The 19,873-nt window shown below is 46.1% G+C and carries 16 protein-coding genes; 10 read left to right on the top strand and 6 right to left on the bottom strand.

What is annotated here, in order from left to right:
* Positions 1-419: 419 nt before the first annotated feature.
* Complete coding sequence (locus QUA83_RS27185; protein ID WP_333297058.1) at positions 420-1,205, top strand: pentapeptide repeat-containing protein; 786 nt, start codon at positions 420-422, stop codon at positions 1,203-1,205.
* A 411-nt stretch (positions 1,206-1,616) separates the two neighbouring features.
* Here the strand turns inward: QUA83_RS27185 and purM are convergent, their stop codons facing one another.
* The gene (gene purM / locus QUA83_RS27180; RefSeq protein ID WP_333297057.1) at positions 1,617-2,645 is read right to left on the bottom strand and encodes a phosphoribosylformylglycinamidine cyclo-ligase; all 1,029 of its coding nucleotides are present in this window, start codon (positions 2,643-2,645) and stop codon (positions 1,617-1,619) included.
* 495 nt (positions 2,646-3,140) lie between these two features.
* Between purM and QUA83_RS27175 the strand changes: the two genes are divergently transcribed.
* From QUA83_RS27175 to QUA83_RS27165, 3 genes are all read left to right on the top strand, one after another.
* Positions 3,141-4,217: a septal ring lytic transglycosylase RlpA family protein gene (locus QUA83_RS27175; RefSeq protein WP_333297056.1), complete on the top strand. Its 1,077-nt coding sequence runs from the start codon at positions 3,141-3,143 to the stop codon at positions 4,215-4,217.
* Positions 4,218-4,544: 327 nt separating this feature from the next.
* The gene (locus QUA83_RS27170) at positions 4,545-6,161 is read left to right on the top strand and encodes a bifunctional pantoate--beta-alanine ligase/(d)CMP kinase (RefSeq protein ID WP_333297054.1); all 1,617 of its coding nucleotides are present in this window, start codon (positions 4,545-4,547) and stop codon (positions 6,159-6,161) included.
* A gap of 612 nt (positions 6,162-6,773) precedes the next feature.
* Positions 6,774-7,709: a polysaccharide deacetylase family protein gene (locus tag QUA83_RS27165; protein WP_333297052.1), complete on the top strand. Its 936-nt coding sequence runs from the start codon at positions 6,774-6,776 to the stop codon at positions 7,707-7,709.
* Between the two features lie 273 nt (positions 7,710-7,982).
* Here the strand turns inward: QUA83_RS27165 and QUA83_RS27160 are convergent, their stop codons facing one another.
* On the bottom strand, positions 7,983-9,050 hold the full coding sequence (locus tag QUA83_RS27160; RefSeq protein WP_333297051.1) for an FAD-dependent oxidoreductase: 1,068 nt from the start codon (positions 9,048-9,050) through the stop codon (positions 7,983-7,985).
* A gap of 416 nt (positions 9,051-9,466) precedes the next feature.
* Between QUA83_RS27160 and QUA83_RS27155 the strand changes: the two genes are divergently transcribed.
* Positions 9,467-10,312: a YaaW family protein gene (locus QUA83_RS27155; protein ID WP_190733343.1), complete on the top strand. Its 846-nt coding sequence runs from the start codon at positions 9,467-9,469 to the stop codon at positions 10,310-10,312.
* A 43-nt stretch (positions 10,313-10,355) separates the two neighbouring features.
* The gene (locus QUA83_RS27150) at positions 10,356-11,813 is read left to right on the top strand and encodes an O-antigen ligase family protein (RefSeq protein ID WP_333297049.1); all 1,458 of its coding nucleotides are present in this window, start codon (positions 10,356-10,358) and stop codon (positions 11,811-11,813) included.
* A 195-nt stretch (positions 11,814-12,008) separates the two neighbouring features.
* On the opposite strand, the gene glmS is transcribed toward QUA83_RS27150, so the two are convergent.
* From glmS to QUA83_RS27135, 3 genes are all read right to left on the bottom strand, one after another.
* Positions 12,009-13,931 carry a glutamine--fructose-6-phosphate transaminase (isomerizing) gene (gene glmS, locus QUA83_RS27145; protein WP_333297048.1) on the bottom strand — a complete coding sequence of 641 codons (1,923 nt, stop codon included), beginning with the start codon at positions 13,929-13,931 and terminating at the stop codon, positions 12,009-12,011.
* Positions 13,932-14,090: 159 nt separating this feature from the next.
* Positions 14,091-14,336 carry a photosystem I iron-sulfur center protein PsaC gene (gene psaC / locus QUA83_RS27140; protein WP_015175986.1) on the bottom strand — a complete coding sequence of 82 codons (246 nt, stop codon included), beginning with the start codon at positions 14,334-14,336 and terminating at the stop codon, positions 14,091-14,093.
* A 269-nt stretch (positions 14,337-14,605) separates the two neighbouring features.
* Positions 14,606-15,511, bottom strand: coding sequence for a CoB--CoM heterodisulfide reductase iron-sulfur subunit B family protein (locus QUA83_RS27135; protein WP_333297046.1), 906 nt, complete (start codon positions 15,509-15,511; stop codon positions 14,606-14,608).
* A 384-nt stretch (positions 15,512-15,895) separates the two neighbouring features.
* Between QUA83_RS27135 and acpP the strand changes: the two genes are divergently transcribed.
* The 4 genes from acpP (at position 15,896) to QUA83_RS27115 (ending at position 19,628) form a co-directional block, all read left to right on the top strand.
* The gene (acpP, locus tag QUA83_RS27130; RefSeq protein WP_333297044.1) at positions 15,896-16,153 is read left to right on the top strand and encodes an acyl carrier protein; all 258 of its coding nucleotides are present in this window, start codon (positions 15,896-15,898) and stop codon (positions 16,151-16,153) included.
* A gap of 97 nt (positions 16,154-16,250) precedes the next feature.
* The gene (gene fabF / locus QUA83_RS27125) at positions 16,251-17,504 is read left to right on the top strand and encodes a beta-ketoacyl-ACP synthase II (protein WP_333297043.1); all 1,254 of its coding nucleotides are present in this window, start codon (positions 16,251-16,253) and stop codon (positions 17,502-17,504) included.
* A gap of 106 nt (positions 17,505-17,610) precedes the next feature.
* The gene (locus QUA83_RS27120; protein WP_333297042.1) at positions 17,611-18,918 is read left to right on the top strand and encodes an AAA family ATPase; all 1,308 of its coding nucleotides are present in this window, start codon (positions 17,611-17,613) and stop codon (positions 18,916-18,918) included.
* Complete coding sequence (locus QUA83_RS27115; RefSeq protein ID WP_333297041.1) at positions 18,906-19,628, top strand: DUF4276 family protein; 723 nt, start codon at positions 18,906-18,908, stop codon at positions 19,626-19,628. Before QUA83_RS27120 ends, QUA83_RS27115 begins: the two co-directional genes overlap by 13 nt.
* A 134-nt stretch (positions 19,629-19,762) precedes the next feature.
* Here QUA83_RS27115 and QUA83_RS27110 read toward each other — a convergent pair.
* On the bottom strand, positions 19,763-19,873 hold a 111-nt coding region (locus tag QUA83_RS27110), incomplete at its 5' end, for a photosystem II protein D1 (protein ID WP_333245279.1).

The following is a 19,873-nucleotide window of genomic DNA, read 5'->3' as shown; positions in this document are numbered from 1 at the left end:
TTTAATAATTTTAGGAATCGCGTATTAGCTTGCTGGTCTGATTAGATAAACTTATAACCATAAGTTCAGGAGAGCCAAAAAGTCAGTGACAATGTTGGAAAATATATCATAATGGTTGAATTTTTCATGACGCTTTCTCTCAAAAATATTTGGAATATAGACAAAAGGTGGGTTACTTTTTATTGATGCACCTTTCAATATCAACCTTATACCTGCTTCAATAAGGTTTTTAAGACTGCTGATGAGTGCTATTGATATTGACATCCCTGTGTAGTTAGATATATGATAACGACTTAAGAGCAGCTTCAACAGTAATAAAAAGTAACAAAATAGTAATAAAAAAGTAATATTAAGCGTCTGTTGCGGTACAATCTGTACTAATCCTACCTTAACGCTCCGCTAGTAAGGGACTTTAACACATGACCGTTGACGAAGCCATCACGATCGCAGAAACAGCCCTCAACTACGATCGCCTCAACAAAATTCAAGAGATAGTGTTTCGTCAATCCTGGGAAGGACAGTCTTATAAAGAAATTGCAGCCAGCACTGAATATGAATATGATTATATCAAAGATGCTGGTGCTAAACTATGGAAACTACTTTCAACAGCACTAGAAGAAAAAGTAAAAAAAGATAATCTTAAATCTGTATTAAAGCGATACTTACGGCGAACTCAAGTGAACTTACAGCGAAATCTGACGATCGAAGTTAACCTCAGCGGTGCAAATCTCAGCGGAGCAAACTTAAGTGGAGCTAGATTATTCGCAAATTTAAATGAAGCTGATTATGGTCAAGCTGATTTAGATAAAACAATAAATGCTGATAGTGAAACTGAATTATCTGGCTCAGAAAACGAAATTAACTGGAACGGTTTTTGCTTTCACTCCGACGCACAAGTGAAAATTGCCGAAATACTCGATCGCACTTCCACTCTCTTCATCCCCAACTCCCAACTGCGACTGACAACACCGGAAGGCAGACAAAACCAAGAAGCTGACTTTCTGATCTTCCACCAAAACAAGCTAGGGATACTGAAAATTGACAGTGGATCATCCCATCCAAACGCAACAGAAGATGAAATGTCCCAGCTTTTCATAGATTCTGGCATCAGTCTTGTCAAACATTACGACGCTACCCGATGCAGCGAACAACCGGATCTAGTTGTGCAGGAGTTTTTGGAAAATTTGAGTCACGTACAAGCCTAATAAGGTGTTTTTTATTTAAACTGTGATAAAAACATTACCTTGGCTTTTGATATTTTCTCACTTCAACAATTAACAATCCTTCATTTCAGAGTCGATGTAATAAATAGTATAGCTATTCAATTAATTTAAACGTTCGGCGGAAAATTTTACACTAATTAACGGAAATAATTTTGATTTATACCGTATTTAAAAGCACAATAGCTGATTTCAATTTCATTTAAAATTGTAGCAACAAGTCATCTGTTGTGAATTCCTTTTTCTCTTTCTTCCTCTGTGTCCTCTGCGTCCTCTGCGGTTACTTTCAAAAGTATAAATTTAACCGCAGATATACACAGATGAAGGCAGATTGAGATTGTCTGTTAGTGCATAAAACCAAGCCAAGCAATCTTCACCCCCTGCGATTGCTTCCTACTAATTACCCATGATCATCAATTCTCCTTTCCCCTCAATCACTTCCCCGATCGCCCAAGCACCAATTCCCTGAGATTCAAACCATTTAACAGCCTGTTCTACTTCCCTGGAATCGAGCAACAGCACAAACCCAATCCCCATATTAAAAGTATTGAACATATCTGCTGTCGCAACTTGGCCCGCTTCAGCAATCCACTGGAAAATTGGCAAATTTGGCCAGCTATTGCTGTCAATTTTCACAGATTGATTAACTCCCAAACAGCGGGGCAAATTTTCCGGCAAACCGCCGCCCGTAATGTGAGCCATGCCGTGAATTTCTAGACCGCTCTTAATTGCTTCGAGGACTGGTTTAACATAAATTTTAGTCGGAGTTAGCAGCACTTCTCCTAAAGTTTTGCCACCTAATTTTTCGGGTTGGGAATGCCAGTCAAAACCCCGATCGCCCGCAATTTTTCTCACCAAACTAAAACCGTTGCTGTGCACGCCCGAACTGGCCAGGCCCACAGCCACATCTCCCACCTGCACCCGCGAACCGTCCAACAATTTGCTCTTTTCGACAATACCCACACAAAACCCCGCCAAATCGTACTCACCCGCTTGGTAAAAACCGGGCATTTCTGCAGTTTCTCCTCCGAGCAAAGCACAGCCCGCTTGTTTGCAACCGTCAGCAATGCCGGCCACCACCGCAGCTAATTGTTCGGGATTTAACTTTCCCGTCGCTAAATAATCGAGAAAAAAGAGGGGTTCGGCCCCGGATGTCAGCACGTCGTTGACGCACATCGCCACCAAGTCGATACCTACCGTGTCGTGACGATCGAGATTATGGGCCAATTTCAATTTAGTCCCAACGCCGTCAGTACCCGAAACCATCACCGGCTCTTTTAAACCCTCCGGGACGCTGAAAAAACCGCTAAACCCGCCGAATCCGCCCAAAACTCCCGATCGGTGCGTGCTCTTAACCATACTCCCGATGCGCGAGACAAAAGCTCTACCCGCCTCAACATCCACACCTGCTTCTCGATAATCCATAAGTCCGCCAAATCGATTTCTTCTAATTTTTAGTTTATTCCCATAACAGTTGACAAACAGCTTTTTTAAGACTATCCATTCCCTAGCCCACAAAATACACTAAAGTTTTGTAAATTTTTGTAAATTTTTCCGTAATGGCTGAAACGGCTGTAAGCACTGGAACTAAAGGATTTTATGATAGAGGGTTTTGAGAAAATTTGATGAAGATTTGGTGAAAATCGCGATCGCAGCGATCCCCAACCACAAAAGTTTGTGGTAGTCTGTTGCAGTTCGTGAACAAAACACAAATTGCGGATCGAGTACGAGTTGTCAAGTGTCAGGGAAGTTTCCGCCAATTTTTTTTGGGGCGGAAGCATTAAAGCAAAAACGCACCCGGATACTTTGCTTTGACTCACGGGGGAATGGCGAAGGGCAAGAGAGAAATCCTTGAGACCCGCCGCCAAATGGCCAATCCTCCAATCTCGGTTGGCAATGGCTATTCACAAAAATGGACGTATGAAGGAAAAATTTGTTGGTGGTCTACTCGCTGTCCTGTTAGTTCCTATGGTAGGAACGGCATCCTCTTGTCACGCACAAGCAACAGGTGCCGACAACCAAAACTCTCAGGTGTCCGAGCAAGTAATTGCCACCCAACCGTCCCAGCAGTTAAACGCTACTCGGGTCGAAGCGCAAAAAGTCGGACAGTATCAGTATCAAGCAAGAGCTGAAATTGCCCGAGACTCGATCGCCAAAATTCAGCCCCACGACTTAGGCGGGCGACAAGCAGCGACAGTCTACGTGCGAAACATTCCAGTCATCACCTTTCTGAACGCGAATCCGGAAACAAATACGGCTTTGGGAGAAACTGGCAACAGCCAAGCCGGTGCTAGCAGTCCGTCAAAAGTAGCGGGCTCCAGAGAAAATCCCAAAGTTGGAAACATTGCCAGCAACTCTAGCAATCAAGAACCCGATCCAGTTTGGCGGGCATCAAGCTTAGCAGCAAGACTCAATCAGCTAGCCCGCAACAACATCGATCCCAACAGCATTACCGTTAAGTGGGAAAAAGGCGATCGCTACATTATCCAGGCAAACGGCGAGGACTTGGTAAACATCAACGCCGAAACCATCCTACCCGACACCACCAGCGACTTTAGCCGAGATGCCCTGCAAGCAACCAATCGCCTCCGCCGCCTCCTAGGGAACGCCCCACCCCTGGAAGAAGTCGCAGGCAAACCCCAACCAGAACGCTCCGTGCTGTCTATGGGCCCAGTTCAAGTGCGCCTCAGCGGCTGGGCTTCCTGGTACGGCCCAGGATTTAACGGCAACCTCAGCGCCAGCGGCGAGCGTTTCAACCAAAATGATATGACCGCAGCCCACCCAAATTTGCCTTTTGGAACGAGAGTCATGGTGAGAAATCTCGACAACGGCCGCACCGTAGTCGTCCGCATTAACGACCGCGGCCCCTATGTGGGCGATCGGCTCATTGACTTGTCCGCCGGCGCCGCCAACGTGCTAGGAATGATCAGCAGTGGCGTTGCCAGAGTGGAAATCGAAGTGATCGAACCGCCGCAGCAAACAACTCGTGGACGCTGAAGCCTACTCTCAGGCAGAATACATAAAGTTATCCGAAGTGTAGAAAGCAGAAAGTAGAATAAAACTGACATCTTGTACCATTCTCAATTACTTGTTTAGGAACAGGCTTTTCGGCCTGTTCCACAAGAAAACTCATTCTTTGTGGAACAGGCCGAAAAGCCTGTTCTTGAGAAGGGTGCAAGATGTGAGATAAAACTGACATCTTGCACTATTCTTTGTGGAACAGGCCGAAAAGCCTGTTCTTGACGGTGGTGCCAGATGTCAAGTCGAACAAATTCTGACAAATAAACTCTGCATTCTGCCGAATGCCTTCAGGAGATTCTACCGGTGCGCCTGTTTACTACCATTGCAGCACTTCGCTGCTACTTAAATTTACAAAAGTCTGCTGCACCTCATTTGACAGTCGGTTTGGTGCCGACGATGGGAGCTTTGCACGCAGGGCATCTGAGCTTGATCCAGCGGGCAAGGCAAGAAAATGCGATCGCCCTGGTCAGCATTTTTGTCAACCCGCTGCAATTTGGGCCAACAGAAGATTTTCAAGATTATCCTCGGAATTTCGAGCAAGACCGGCTGTTGTGCGAACAAGCTGGGGTTGATGCCATATTTGCTCCCTCAGCAACTGAAATGTTCGGCCACCAAACGGTCGATTCCCTACGGGATAGCTTCGCTTCACACACAGAAACAGAGCAAACCGCCCAAAAACAGATAGAGATTCACCTTTCATCCTTAACTCAAGTAGTGCCGCCACCGGCGATGACATCGGTTTTGTGCAGCAAAGCAAGGCCCGGTCATTTTCAAGGCGTCGCGGCAATTGTTACTAAACTTTTGAGTTTGGTGCAGCCGACAAAAGCTTATTTCGGTCAAAAAGACGCCCAGCAGCTAGCAATTATTCGGAAGCTGGTCTTTGATTTTAACTTGCCTGTAGAGATTGTCGCTTGTCCGATCGTCCGCGAAGAGTCGGGACTGGCAATGAGTTCTCGCAATCAGTATTTAACAGTAGAGCAAAAACAGCAAGCCTCCGTACTCTACCGCGCCCTGCAACAAGCCTCGGAAACTTTTTATTCAGGGGACCGCACCGCAGCAGCCGCACTCGCTGCCGCCCAAGCAGCAGTCGCAGAAGAGCCCGCAGTCAAGCTCGAATACGCCGAACTCGTCGATCCCGACACTTTGACGCCCTTGCAGGTTGTGGAAACAGCGGGACTTTTAGCCGTGGCTGCCAGAGTTGGCTCTACTCGTTTGATTGACAATATAATTCTCAGGAATCGTCGGCCCATTGTGGCGATCGACGGCCCGGCGGGAGCAGGCAAATCTACCGTAACTCGCCTTGCAGCAACAGCTTTGAACTTGTTTTATCTGGATACCGGTGCGATGTATCGGGCGCTGACTTGGCTGGCCTTGAAAACAGACACGCCGATTTCCGACGAATGCGCGATCGCCGAATTAATCAGTTCCAGTTATTTGGAATACAACCTCGATCCCGCATCAAAGATGTTGAAGATTAACGGCGAAGACGTAACCGAGGCAATTCGCAGTTTGGAAGTGACATCCCGCGTCTCGGAAATGGCGGCAATTCCCGCCGTGCGACAGTTTCTGGTGGAGGAACAGCGGCGCTGCGGCACAAAAGGCGGAATTATAGCAGAAGGCCGCGATATCGGCACTAACGTGTTTCCCGATGCGGAACTGAAGATTTTTTTGACGGCTTCGGTACAAGAGCGATCGCGCAGGCGGCTGTTAGAACTTAAAGATACCGATCGGGCTAATATTAGCTTGGCCCAATTGGAACAAGACATCGCCCTGCGGGACGAAAAGGACAGCACCCGCGAGGTTGCACCTTTGCGTAAAGCGGCGGATGCTGTGGAAATTCAAACAGACAATCTGACTGTTGCTGAAGTTATCGATCGGATTGTCGGCTTGTACAACGAGAGAATCGGCCCTAAAAGTTAATTTTAGGAGTGGCGGGCGGGCGATCGCCCTCATATCAAATGCAGTTAACTTCACATCTTGCACCATTCTCAAGAACAGGCAAGATGCCTGTTCCACAAAGAGTAGATTTTCTTGTGGAACAGGCATCTTGCCTGTTCCTAAACAGCTTATTGACAATAGTGCCACATCTCAGGCTAACCTCACATCTGGCACTATTCTCAAGAACAGGCAAGATGCCTGTTCCACAAAGAGTAGATTTTCTTGTGGAACAGGCATCTTGCGTTCCTAAACAGCTTATTGACAATAGTGCCACATCTCAGGTTAAACCAACTTGCAGTGTCAGGTAGAGACGCGGGCCGATGCTGGCTGAGCCCCTAAGAATATCGTGCCATTAATCCGAGAGCGCCGTCCCCCTGGCTGGGGAAAAGTTCACCATCCCGCGTTTTCATGGGTTAGGGGATTTCTGGCGCACAAATCTTAAATTTTTTTATCCGGACGGACTTCCCCACGATCGGTTATTTCCAGTAGCATTTTTACTGACTGTCCAATTTAAGATTATCCTCTTAAGTGGATTAACTTGATATCAACATAAAATCTCAAATTAACTGTACAACGTGTGAAGGAGATAATGACGTGACAAAATTGAAACTGCTGTGGAGGCGGCGAAAAACTTTAATAGTTGCTTTTATGGCAGCAACAGGAAGTTTTTTGCTGGGTGTGACATGGCCGATTAACTTGCGGGCCAGTCAGCCATTGCAACCGATTCAGGCGCAAGTCTTGGCCGTATCCCAGTCGCAAGAACAACCGGCGATGTCCAATATTAATAAGTTCTCCCAGGCGATCGCCCGTCGAGTTGAATTTTCCCAAAATGCTCTAGCCCAATTCCAGGCAATCCGATTTCAATCAGCCGTACCGGATCAGTTTCAAGGTACAACCATTCGTCACGCGAAACTCGACTCCCAGCACAAGGCGATCGCCCTGACATTTGACGACGGCCCCTGGCCGAAAACAACTACACAAATCCTAGATATTCTCAAGGAAAATAATATTAAGGCTACATTCTTCTGGGTAGGAAAATACCTGCAAAATTCTCCCGAAATTGGCAAACAGGTCGCACAAGCCGGTCACGCGATCGGCAATCACACTTGGAACCACCAATACCTGCAGTATAACGAAGACGGTGCCGCTCGCGAGATCGATCGCACTTCATCCTTAATAGAGGACTTGACCGGCATCCAAACATCGATGTTCCGCCCGCCAGGAGGCATTTTAAACAATGGATTGACAGCTTATGCTCAAAAGAAAAATTATGCAGTTGTGATGTGGTCTGCTGATTCTTTTGATTGGCGCACCCTTACGGAATCTTTGATAGACAACGTGATGAGGCAGGCAAATTCCGGCGGCATTGTGCTGATGCACGACGGCGGCGGTAATCGAGCGAGAACAGTAAAAGCTTTGCCTGAGATTATTGCTCGATTGAGAAATGAAGGGTACAGTTTCGTAACAGTTCCCGAGTTATTGCAGATGCAAGAACAAGGCTTAGAACAACAGGAAACTGCACAAAAATAACAATTTGGAAAAGTGGGAGTTTACACCATTTTTCCATTTTTTTGTAAGTCGTTAGATGAATTTTTCATAAGGAACGAAACTTCAATAAGTTCAGCATCTTCGCGCCCGTCGGCTTTGCAGGCAAGGATTAAAAGATGAACATTGCTTGAGTTATTAAATTGCAATTCCTAACTAGATCGCGCAGGTGAAGGCAAGGTAATCTTCGGGGCTAAACCCAGACGGGATGACCATCATAGCGTTAGAGGCAAAATCGATACCTTAATTGTAGCCATATTACCAATTTAGGCTGGAATCTAACGGCAAATTTTGCAACAGAGAATTCACCGAATTAGCCGCCGCCAAACCCGATCGCAAAGCACCCTCTATTTGACCTTCTCCGCACAAATCCCCCGCACAAACCAGCGGCAAATTTCCCCCAGCAGACAAACAAGAAACAGGCAAAGGATTTCGACAAAAAGCATAGCGCCAGCGGTGAACCTGCAACCATTCTGGCTGTTTCAGCCAAGGGATTAAATATTCAGAAGTGCGATCGAGCAATTCTTGACCGACTGTTGGCAAATCAGCAGATTCTAAATGGCGATCGGCAAAATTTGCGCTGCTGTGAATCACAAACACCGGTTGCTGCGACTCAAGCCGCTTGCTACTATCTAAACCAACCCAAGCTAAATCAGCATCATCTCGAAAAGTAACAGCTTGCCACTGCGGATTTAGATTACTTAAATCTTGCTGTTTTGGCGCAGGATAGCCAGCCATAACGGTAATGCAAGGGTCGTAATCAACAGAACGCAATTTGTCAAGAAAATCAGATTGAAAACCGATTTCCGAACTCAAAAACATTAAAGCTTGAGGTGCAGGAATTGCCACAACCACAGCCTTAGCAATCAATTCTTGAGGTATCTCTAAATTGTCATCAGTAATTTCTAGGGAAAGATGCCACATTTGGTTATCTGTAGTAGAAATAGCTTGTACGCGGCGGCCAAACCAAATATCTAAATCCTCAGCCAGATACTTACCCACAGCATTCATACCCGCAGGTGCGACATAACAACAGCGAGGAATAGCAGAAAGTTTTCCCTGTCTGAATTCCCAGACAGTATCAGTCCAGAGTTTGAGGATGTGGCGATCGACCAAAGCCTCAATTAGCCCCTGCACCGCATCCCCCTGCGGTTCCAGATACCGCGCCCCGTGATCGGCCCTAGTACCCTGTACGCGGCGGGTAGCAACACGTCCCCCCGCGCCACGAGATTTCTCAACAACAGCCACAGAATAACCAGCTTGACGCAACCGTTGAGCGCAACTCAGCCCCGCCATACCCGCACCAATCACCGCAACATCGAACATAATCAATCAGTCAATCGATTTTAGATTTTAGATTTTAGATTTTAGATTGAAGCATTGACCCCACGGATAAATTGGGGGGCTGCTTTATCGGATACAGGTTTTTTATTTCTGGACGGATGAATCCGGGGGCTTGTATCCTGGATGCTTTCGGTCCGCCTTGTGAATCTAAACATCAGCTTAAAGCCTGCAGGCTAAATTTGTACCGTACCGATGACTCAAAAGAGCCGTAGCACGGGCGAGGGCCCGACGCCATCGCCCTGTACCAAGTAGTAGAATAAAGGACAGCACGAATCCATGATTAAGACCCAATCAAAAAATGCCACTGTAGGTAAATCCTAAATCCTAATGGTTGTCAACCAGCAGCAATCTAAAATCTAAAATCTAAAATCTAAAATCGAATAGGGGAGGGCAAAATTTTGGACGAACTCAGAGCAGCACTCGAATTGACAACAGAAGAAGAATTGCAGCAACTAACAGAACTTCTGTTCAGCCGCAAGTTTAACCCTTTAGATTACGTGCAAACCCCCGCACCGATAGATGTACAAAGTCGCGATCGCCAAGCATGGCTCGACGCCGTAGAACAGCGGTTTCGCTATCTTGCAGCCGACGGGTTGACGGTACTCAGAGGGCGAACCCAACAAGTAACTTACAGACAAGCACTAATTCAAGTTTGTCGCTATCTAAAAATCCCTTACCCCAGACAGTTGTCAACCACTGACTTAGAGGCAGAAGTATTTCTCCACTTAATGGGCCGCGCGTGGAAGCGTTTGCCCGCAGACGAACAGCAAGCGCTCACACTGCGCGTACAGCGAGCGATCGTTGATTCTAAACTCTCAGAACCCCTGCCAATTTCTGCAGAAAAAGACCCGCTGGGTTTACTGTTCAAAGGCGGCAGCGCTTTAGCTGTTAGTTCCATCTTAAAACCAATGCTGCTCAAACTAATGGCTAATCAATTTGCGCTGCATTTTGCCACCTATCAAATGGCAAAACAAGGAGTGCTTGCAGGCACTGCAACTGCAGCAACCCAGTTTCAAAATTATGTCGCAATTCAGACGGCGCGGCGCGGTATGGCGGTAAGTGCGGCTCGTTACGGTGCGACGCGGAGCGTATTTTCGTTGGTCGGCCCGGTGATGTGGACTTGGTTTTTAGCGGATTTGGGTTGGCGATCAATTTCCACGAACTACGGTCGCATTATCCCGACCATTTTTGCCCTAGCTCAAATACGCTTGACGCGATCGGAATGCGTTTGGGAACTAGCTTAACAATGGTAAATTGTAGATTTTAGATTTGAGATTGGGAGTGTGGGTGAATATCAAAAATCGGTTGAAATTAGCTGCCAAACAGACAGCCGAAAATCTCAAGTCTCGCGTCCAAAAACATCCAGATCCCCGCCTGCAAATCCCTTGGAATTTCGCGCAAGTGGGGATGCTGATTTTTCCCTTAATTCCGATTTTGGGAGCTTTAGGTTTATTCCTGGGATTGGCCGGCACTTGCAAGCAAAAGTTCCGTCAAATTAGTCGTCGCCCGCTGAATCGAGGATTCGCAATTCTGAGCGCGCTGCTAGTCATCACAGCGGTTTTTGCCAACAACCGCATTGAGGCTTTTGTAGGGTTGTACAACTTCTTGCCGTTCTTTATATTGTTTGCCACTTTCAGCAGTTTAATTAAAACTCTGCCTCAATTGCGGCAATTGTCTTGGATGATTGTAATTAGTTCAATCCCAGTGATAGTTTTAGGTCTGGGACAGCAATTTTTAGGCTGGAGCGGCATCGATCAATTGCAGCCTATTTTTGGCTGGGTACTCGCACCCCAAGGCAATCCCCCCGGCCGCATGGCTTCTGTATTTATGTACGCTAATATTTTAGCTTGCTATCTGACAATTGCTTTTATTTTAGCACTGGGACTGTGGATGGCAGAAGTCAGTTGTCAGTTGTCAGTTGTCACCAATTACCAATTCCCAATTCCCAATTCCCAATTTCTATTTTTAAGTTTTGCAGTGATCGGAAATGCTGTTGCTTTGATTTTTACTAATTCTCGCAATGCTTGGGGAATTGCAGTTTTTGCAGTTTTGGCTTTTGCATTTTATGCGGGTTATAAAAAATTATTAGCTGCCGTTTTTAGTGTGGCTAGCACAGTTATTTTGTCTGCCTTTGGCCCGGAACCACTGCGGCACTCTTTACGAATAATTGTTCCGGCTTTCTTTTGGGCTAGACTCACCGACGAGATGTTCCCAAATCGGCCGACAGCTACTTTAAGAACTACTCAGTGGGAATTTGCTTGGTCAATGACTCAGCAGCGTCCTTGGACTGGTTGGGGATTGCGAAATTTTACGCCTCTCTATCAAGCTCAGATGCAAGAATGGCTTGGTCATCCTCACAGTTTGATACTGATGTTGACTGCGGAAACGGGAATACCCGCAACGCTTTTTTTGTTTGGTTTAGTTGGCTGGGTTTTGGCTAGGGGTGTTTTGCTGCTGGCGAATTGGCAGGTTTTTTCTGGGGATATTAAACACGACCAAATAGCAACGCAGGAAGTAGCGGAAAATGCTTTAGTGTTCAATCAAAAATCTATAATTTGTAGCAAAAATCAGGTGGTTTGTCAAGATGTAAGAGCAACCGATCGCCTAATTTTTTTCAGTTATTTATTAGCCTTCGCCGCCTGTACGCTTTTTAACACTGTAGATGTGACGCTGTTTGATTTTCGACTCAATACTACAAGCTGGTTGCTGTTGGCGGCGATTTGGGGTGTGTGCGAGGGGGAATAGGGCATCGGGCATCGGGCATCGGGCATTGGACATTGGGCATCGGGCATCGGGCATCGCGCATCGCGCATAGGAGGCAGAGCCTGGAAGGTTATTGATAACAAATAACAAATAACCAATAACAACTGCTAACAGTCAACTCTCAACAGTCAACAGTCAACTCTCAACAGTCAACTGTCAACTGTCAACTGTCTTCCTTTACTCCACCGTCACCGACTTCGCCAAATTTCGTGGCTGATCCACATCCAAACCCCGACGCGCCGCAATGTGATAAGCCAACAATTGCAGCGGAATCACTGTCACAATTGGCGACAACAATTCATCCACCAAAGGCACCGGCAAAATGTGGTCAAAAATATCGGCTTCCGCCACACCTTGCTTCGGCGTAACGCCAATTAAACGGGCGTCACGCGCCTTCGCTTCTTGAGCGTTGGAAAGCACTTTTTCGTAGACGCTTCCGGGCATGGCGATCGCGACTACAGGCACTTTCGCATCCAAAAGGGCGATCGGGCCATGTTTCATCTCTCCCGCCGGATATCCTTCGGCGTGAATGTAGCTAATTTCCTTCAGCTTCAGCGCCCCTTCCAAAGCAATGGGAAAGTTTATGCCCCGCCCCAAAAAGATAAAATCTTGGGTGTCTGTAAACTGGTGGGACAATTCCTCGACATACTGTTCTTGAATCTCCAAAAACTTCTCAATTTCCGCTGGCAACTGGCGCAAACCAGTAATAATTTCTGCCAATCTCTCAGTGCTGATTGTTTGCCGCTGGTGCGCCAAATCCAAAGCTAAGAAATAGAATGCCATCAACTGAGTGACAAAAGTTTTAGTGGCAGCAACGCCGACTTCTATACCAGCGTGGGTATTGATTACCTGTGGCATCATGTGGGCGATCGAACTTTCAGTTCTGTTAGTAATGCCTAACATTCTCGCCCGGAATTTATCAGTAAAACCCGCGCGGCGCTGCTGTTCCATCCCCAAAGCAGCCAGCGTATCCGCCGTTTCTCCCGACTGTGTTACCCCAATAGTTAAAGTATTTGCTGTCAGCGGTGCCGGTGCGTAACGGTACTCAGAAGCGTACTGCACTGCTGTGGGAATATTAGCTAATTGTTCCAACAAATATTTGCCAATTAGCGAGGCGTGCCAGCTCGTTCCACAGGCGAGAATCGAAATTTGTTCGACATCGGCGCAAAGTTCCTTGGGCAAGTTGAGATTGATGGGAGAGCGAGGATTTTCCGGCTGCCACTCGCTGTCTAAATAAGCCTCCAAACAAGCTCTGACTACGGCTGGCTGTTCATAAATCTCCTTGTGCATGAAGTGTTTGAAGCCTTGTTTTTCGACTAAAACCGGACTCCAACCAAGGATGCGCGGGCTTTTTTTCAGCCTTTCTCCTGCAAAGCTGTAAACTTCGACTCCCATCGGAGTTAGCCTTGCCAATTCGCCATTTTCTAAGGACAAAACAGTGCGGGTGTGAGATACTAATGCCGGCGTGTCGGAAGCGCAGAAAAATTCACCAGCACCAAACCCAATCACCAAAGGAGCTTGCTGTCTGGCGACAATTATTTCCTCTGGAAAATCTGCACAGATAACGGCGATCGCAAAAGCTCCTTCTAATTTATTTACCGCCTTTAAAATAGTTTTTAAAAACGATAAATCAGCAACTTTCTCGGTTTTTTTATCTTTTTCTTCTTCTTTCTCCCTTCTTGCTTCTTTCAAAAATTCAGCTATTAAATGAGGAATAACTTCTGTATCGGTATCCGAGACAAATTTATGTCCCTTTGCTTTCAATTCTTTCCGCAACTCACGATAATTTTCGACAATTCCATTTTGAACTACCGCAATTCGCCCGCTATTATCTAGGTGAGGGTGAGCGTTATATTCCTCTGGTTTGCCGTGAGTTGCCCAGCGGGTGTGTCCGATACCGATGGGAGCCAGAGAGTCTATGTCTGCTAACTTTTCCCGGAGATTGTGCAATTTGCCCTTTGCTCGGATGCAGGTAATTTCTCCTTCGGAGATGGTAGCGAGGCCCGCTGAATCGTAGCCCCGGTATTCTAGTTTCTCCAATCCTGCTAGCAAAATCTCGCTTGCTGCTTGCGTGCCGATATAGCCAACGATTCCGCACATTTAACGTACTACTCCTGCTTAGCGATCGCAATAAAACCCAAGTTTTATCATTTTTACCTTCTTCCGGCCCCAGAATGCAGATTCCGCGACAAAAAAGAGGGGGCAATTTAATCGCCCCCTCTGTTGTGCCCGTAATTTGATCGATGTGTCGATCGATATTTAGTAGGCTAGACCCATACTGCGAGTGGTTTCTGCTCCCAGGTAAACCCGGATGCTCAGAAAATCGGTCGGGCAAGCAGTTTCGCACCGCTTGCAGCCTACACAGTCTTCGGTGCGGGGAGATGAGGCAATCTGAGCTGCTTTGCAGCCATCCCAGGGCACCATCTCCAAAACGTCAGTCGGACAAGCGCGGACGCATTGAGTGCAGCCGATGCAAGTATCGTAAATTTTGACTGAATGAGACATTGAATAAAGGCTCCCAACGAGTCACTAAAAATTTGCTGCCTCTGCGAATTAACAGATTTGACGGCGAGGTGCCACCGCTATAGCCTGCACAGAGAATTAAAGGTTAGTCTACCGCAGTGCCTGGAAGCACTTCGCGAAAAAGCGACAAAACTTCACAGTTATTCACGCGGAGAGTCTTATCAAAGTAGGTTCCTACTGAGCACGTCTGTGCTTAGAGCGGAGTTATCAAGGACGGACTTCTTTACTACAAATCTGTGGAAATCGATCGACTAAAAGCCTAATTTTTCTAACACGGGCTTAGTTGACACAATATGTCGATCGAGCCCTAGTTTTTTCGGCTCCACACCCAAAGCCAAAGCCACCAATTGCGACAAATGCAACACGGGCAAACCCAACTTGCGCCCGATTACTTTTTCCACCTCCGGCTGCCGCGAATCCAAATTTAAATGACAAAGCGGACAAGGCGTCACCATACAATCAGCTCCATTGTCAAGAGCATCTTGAATATGTTTGCCTGCCATCTGAAAAGATTGGTTAGTGGCATAACTCGCCAACGGCCAGCCACAGCACTGCGTCCGCCCTCGATAATAAACCGGAGTTGCCCCGATCGCCCGAAACACATTTTCCATCGATTCCGGTTGGTGCGGGTCATCGTAAAGCAGCTTATCCTGAGCTCGCAGCAGATAGCACCCGTAAAAAGACGCGCACTTCAAACCCGAAAGCTTGCGGGTGACTCGCTTCTGCACCTCGTCGAGCCCGTAATCTGCAACGATCGCCCACAACAGATGTTTCACCTCGGTACTGCCTTGATAAGGCGAACAGCCTTGTTTTTCCAGTAAACCGTTGACTTTTTCTATGTAGTTAGGATCGGTTTTCTGAGATTCCTTGAGGCGATCGTCCACATGACCGATTACCCCTTGACAAGTGCTGCAATGCGTCAGCAAAGGCAGATTCAGTTCCTCAGCCAAAGCAATATTGCGAGCGTTGACAGTATCTTCGAGCAACTGCGAATCTTCCTTGAAAGTGCCAGAACCGCAGCAAGAAGCTTTTTTGAGTTCCACCAGTTCGATGCCCAAGGCTTGAGTCAGTGCTTGAGTAGAAAGGTAAAGTTCGCGGGCGGCCCCTTGGGCAACGCAACCGGGAAAGTAAGCATATTTGAGATTTGGGGATGGCATAATTGTTGCTGCTGGGGAGACAAGGCAAAGGACAAGACAGAAGAGCGATCGAAGTCGGGAGGCTTCCTGCTTAGTTTTCCCTCTTTATAATTAACCTATCACCGCCTAGCTAAGAGCCAATTGTCAGCTTTTCTCAAGCATTTTGAGTTGATGACTGACGCACCATCGACCAAAAATCCGGTTCCTCAACGTTATCCGGTGGCTAAACGAGATGATTGATTTTGAGCTATTGGGGTTTTTTTGCCTGAGTCATAGAGTTGCTGCGATCGTCCGTGTCCCAATTGTCGCTGACCCGTGTCACTTAGAAAAGCGGCCAGCCTTTCTCCTGCAGATCCCCCTTTCGGATAAGATTAGATACGCAGCAACCAATGAGGACACAATGTTATGAGCCAAGACGACATTTTTACTAGAGTCCAGAAAATTGTGAAAGAGCAACTGGAAGTCGATAATCTGAGCGATGTCAAGCCCGAAGCCAACTTTGCTAACGATTTAGGAGCAGATTCCTTAGATACAGTAGAGCTGGTAATGGCCTTGGAAGAAGAGTTTGATATTGAAATTCCCGACGAAGCAGCCGAAGGAATTACTACGGTTCAAGCTTGTGTAGATTTCATCAGCAGCAAACTTGCAGCTCCAAAAGCATAAAATACCTGTCTTTTCCCCTAAGAGGAGAGAAGTTAGAAAACTGGAAACTCCTCTTTTGTTCTGCGTTCTGGGTGTTTAATTTTTTGAAACTGAAATCATGACAAATTTAGAGCGTAAGCGCGTTGTTATCACGGGTCTCGGCGCGATTACACCAATCGGCAATACCTTGTCCGAATATTGGGACGGGTTGCTTGCGGGGAAGAATGGTATAGGCCCGATTACCTTATTCGACCCGTCCCGGCACGACTGCCGCTTTGCTGCAGAGGTGAAGGGTTTCGACCCGCACGACTATTTAGAGCGCAAGGAAGCAAAGCGCATGGATCGCTTTGCTCAATTTGGGGTGTCAGCGAGCAAACAAGCTGTTGCTGATGCGAAGTTTGAGATTAACGACCTGAACGCAGAACAGGTGGGTGTCATTCTTGGCACTGGCATTGGTGGCCTGAAGGTTTTAGAAGACCAGCAAGAGATATATCTGACTCGCGGCCCCGATCGATGCAGCCCGTTTATGATTCCCATGATGATTGCGAATATGGCCGCGGGGCTGACGGCGATTCAAACGGGCGCTAAGGGGCCAAACTCTTGCACCGTGACGGCCTGCGCTGCCGGGTCAAATGCCGTGGGCGATGCGTTTCGCCTAGTTCAGGGGGGTTACGCCCAAGCAATGATTTGCGGCGGTACGGAAGCTGCGGTGACACCTTTGTGCGTGGCGGGTTTTGCTGCGGCGAGGGCGCTTTCGACTCGCAATGATGACCCGACTCATGCTTGCCGTCCGTTCGATCGCGATCGTGATGGTTTTGTCGTCGGCGAAGGTGCTGGCATTCTGATTCTAGAAGAAATGGAACACGCTCTGGCGCGTGGCGCGAAGATTTACGCAGAAATCGTCGGCTACGGTTTAACCTGCGATGCGTATCACATGACTTCTCCGGTACCAGGGGGTGAAGGTGCGTCGCGGGCGATGGCTTTAGCGCTCAAGGATGGGGGTTTGACGCCGGATATGGTGAGCTATATCAACGCTCACGGCACGAGCACGCTTCCCAACGATTCTACGGAAACGAAAGCGATTAAAAAGACTTTGGGAGACCATGCTTACAAAGTAGCAATTAGTTCTACCAAGTCAATGACCGGCCATCTTTTGGGCGGTTCTGGGGGAATTGAGGCGGTGGCGACGGTAATGGCGATCGCCAATGACAAAATCCCGCCGACAATTAATCTGGAAAACCCCGATCCTGAGTGCGATTTGGACTATGTTCCTCATACAAGCCGCGATCTAAAAGTTGATGTAGCGCTGTCGAATTCCTTTGGATTTGGCGGCCACAACGTGACTCTGGCATTCAAGAAGTTTGTTCAGTAACAGCTAATCCAAAATCGAGAGTTAAAAGGTGAAAATTTAATTTTTACCTCTGTAGGGTGGGCATTTTGCCTGCCCTAACTTTCTGAAGTATAACTGGAGCGATCGTATGAATCAACCAATTATTCGATTTTTGACAACCAAGAATTATAAAAATCTACACTTAGATCCATCTGTAAATTTAAACAACCTTAATATATTTATCGGCTCAAACGGTTCAGGCAAAAGCAATTTCATCAGTTGTTTAAAATTTTTAAAAGATTGCTTGACTGCTATTCCAGACGAAAATCGGGGCGTGAGTAGTTTTGAGGATGCTATTGCTAAAATTGGTGGTGGTAGAATTTTAGATGTCAATGTTGAAAGTCCAGCAAAGGTCAGTATAGCTTGCTGTTTTTCGCAAATTAACCACACTGGTAATCTTCAAAAAGACAGCGCAATTCTTGATTTCAAACTTTATACCGATAGACAAAAAGTAAGGGCGAGCATCTCTGAAGAATATCTATATGGCGGAGAAGATTTGCAGGAAACTTCCAGCAGGCAACCTTTCTATTACTATAAATTGCATAACAGAGAATTAGGGCAAGGAGTTTTATCTGTTTACAAGTCTCTCGGTCAAGAGCCAACTCAGTTTGAACCTTTAGATAACATTCCTACCAATTCTTTTGGTTTGTTGACAATTCCGACACTGCTTGAAAATAGTCTATTACCACCAGAAACTACACCTATTTACAAAATTAGAAGAGAATTAATTGAATTTATTTCAAAATGGCAATTTTATAATGCCAATAACATGAATTTGAGTTTAATTAGAACCGCAGAACCTAAAATAGGTGGCAGTGATATTTACCTATCTGCTTCGGGAGATAATCTGCCTTTAGTATTGTACAATTTAAACCAAAAATCTATCAATTTTGAAGATAGCATTAACGAGGCAATGAAGTCCATCCTGCCAAAAACTCGTCGCCTTAGAGCTTTACCTTCTGGTCGCCTATCTCTCACTGTAGAATGGTATTTTGAAGGTATTAATGATGAAGCATTTTACCTAAATGAAATGTCGGATGGAACTGTCAGGATGCTTTGTTGGGCAACTATATTACATTCTCCACTTCTTCCTTCTTTGATAGTCATTGATGAACCTGAATTAGGATTGCACGTCTCGTGGATGCCAATTTTAGCTGAGTGGATTAAAAAAGCTGCCACCAGAACTCAGATAATTATTACCACGCATAGTCCCGACCTTTTAGATCACTTTACCGATCGTTTAGAGAATGTTCTTTGTTTTTATCCCGAAAACAGAACGTATTTCTCAGTAAAATCTCTTTCAAAAGAACTGCTGGAGCCAAAACTTGAAGAGGGATGGCAATTGGGCGACTTATACCGTGTTGGCGATCCAAGTATTGGAGGATGGCCGTGGTAGTGTGGGTTTTCTCTGGTGGCGGTGAGGCTGAGGTTAGAGGATTCTTTCCTTTTTTAGAAAAAACTTTTCCGGGCTGTAGATTTGAACGAAAAACACCAGTTCGTCAAAAACCCGGCCCTAAAGCTAATAAAGCAGGTAGTTATGGAAGAACAGGTCAAAGCTTAATCGAGCAAATAAAGCAAGAATTACCGATCACCTTAAAAGCGGAAGCAAATAAATGCGACTTGATTTTAGTTTTTGACGATTTGGATTGTCGCGATTCTCAGACACAAAAATCAAAAATATTGTCAGAGATATCAAAAGTACGAGAATGTGCTGACATCGAAAAATTTGTTGGGTTTGCCGCGCCGGAAATCGAAGCTTGGATTATTGCTGATTGGAATAATTCAATAGCTAAACATTCAGATTTTCGAGGCAAAAGACATGAACGGATGCGTTGGTGGCTAAGTACACAAAGAAAAGTTTCTTTTGAGAATCCAGAAGCATTTAGTGAATACGATGCTGAAAAAGATTGCTGTCGAGAAAAACTATCAGAATATTTAATTGAGTCAAGTGTTCAAGATGAACTCGATCGCGATAAAGCACGCTTTTCTAAAGGAGATCATACTCCTTTGCTATTGAGGGAAATCGATCCAAATGAAGTCCAGAAAAAATGTCCCTTATTTCGCGAACTCTATAACTATCTCAATAATTTTTGTCGTTGTCCATAAAGGGTCAGATAAAAATTTATTTAGGTAAAATGTAAGCCAACTTTTGCAAAGCATTAGTAGTGTTAAAATATTTTTCCCCAAACAAAAAGCGCCCCTATTTCTAGGAGCGCTTTTTGTTAATCGATAGCTAAAACTTAGCCATTGATAGAAGGAGCAACCAAAGCTACAGGAGTTGTCTCACCAGCAGCCAAGTCGAGAGGGAAGTTGTGAGCATTGCGCTCGTGCATTACTTCCATACCCAAGTT

The sequence above is a fragment of the Microcoleus sp. K1-B1 genome (assembly GCF_036704705.1).
GTDB lineage: Bacteria > Cyanobacteriota > Cyanobacteriia > Cyanobacteriales > Microcoleaceae > Microcoleus.
Note: the sequence above shows the minus strand (reverse complement) of the source record. Positions and strands in the feature narration are given on the sequence as shown.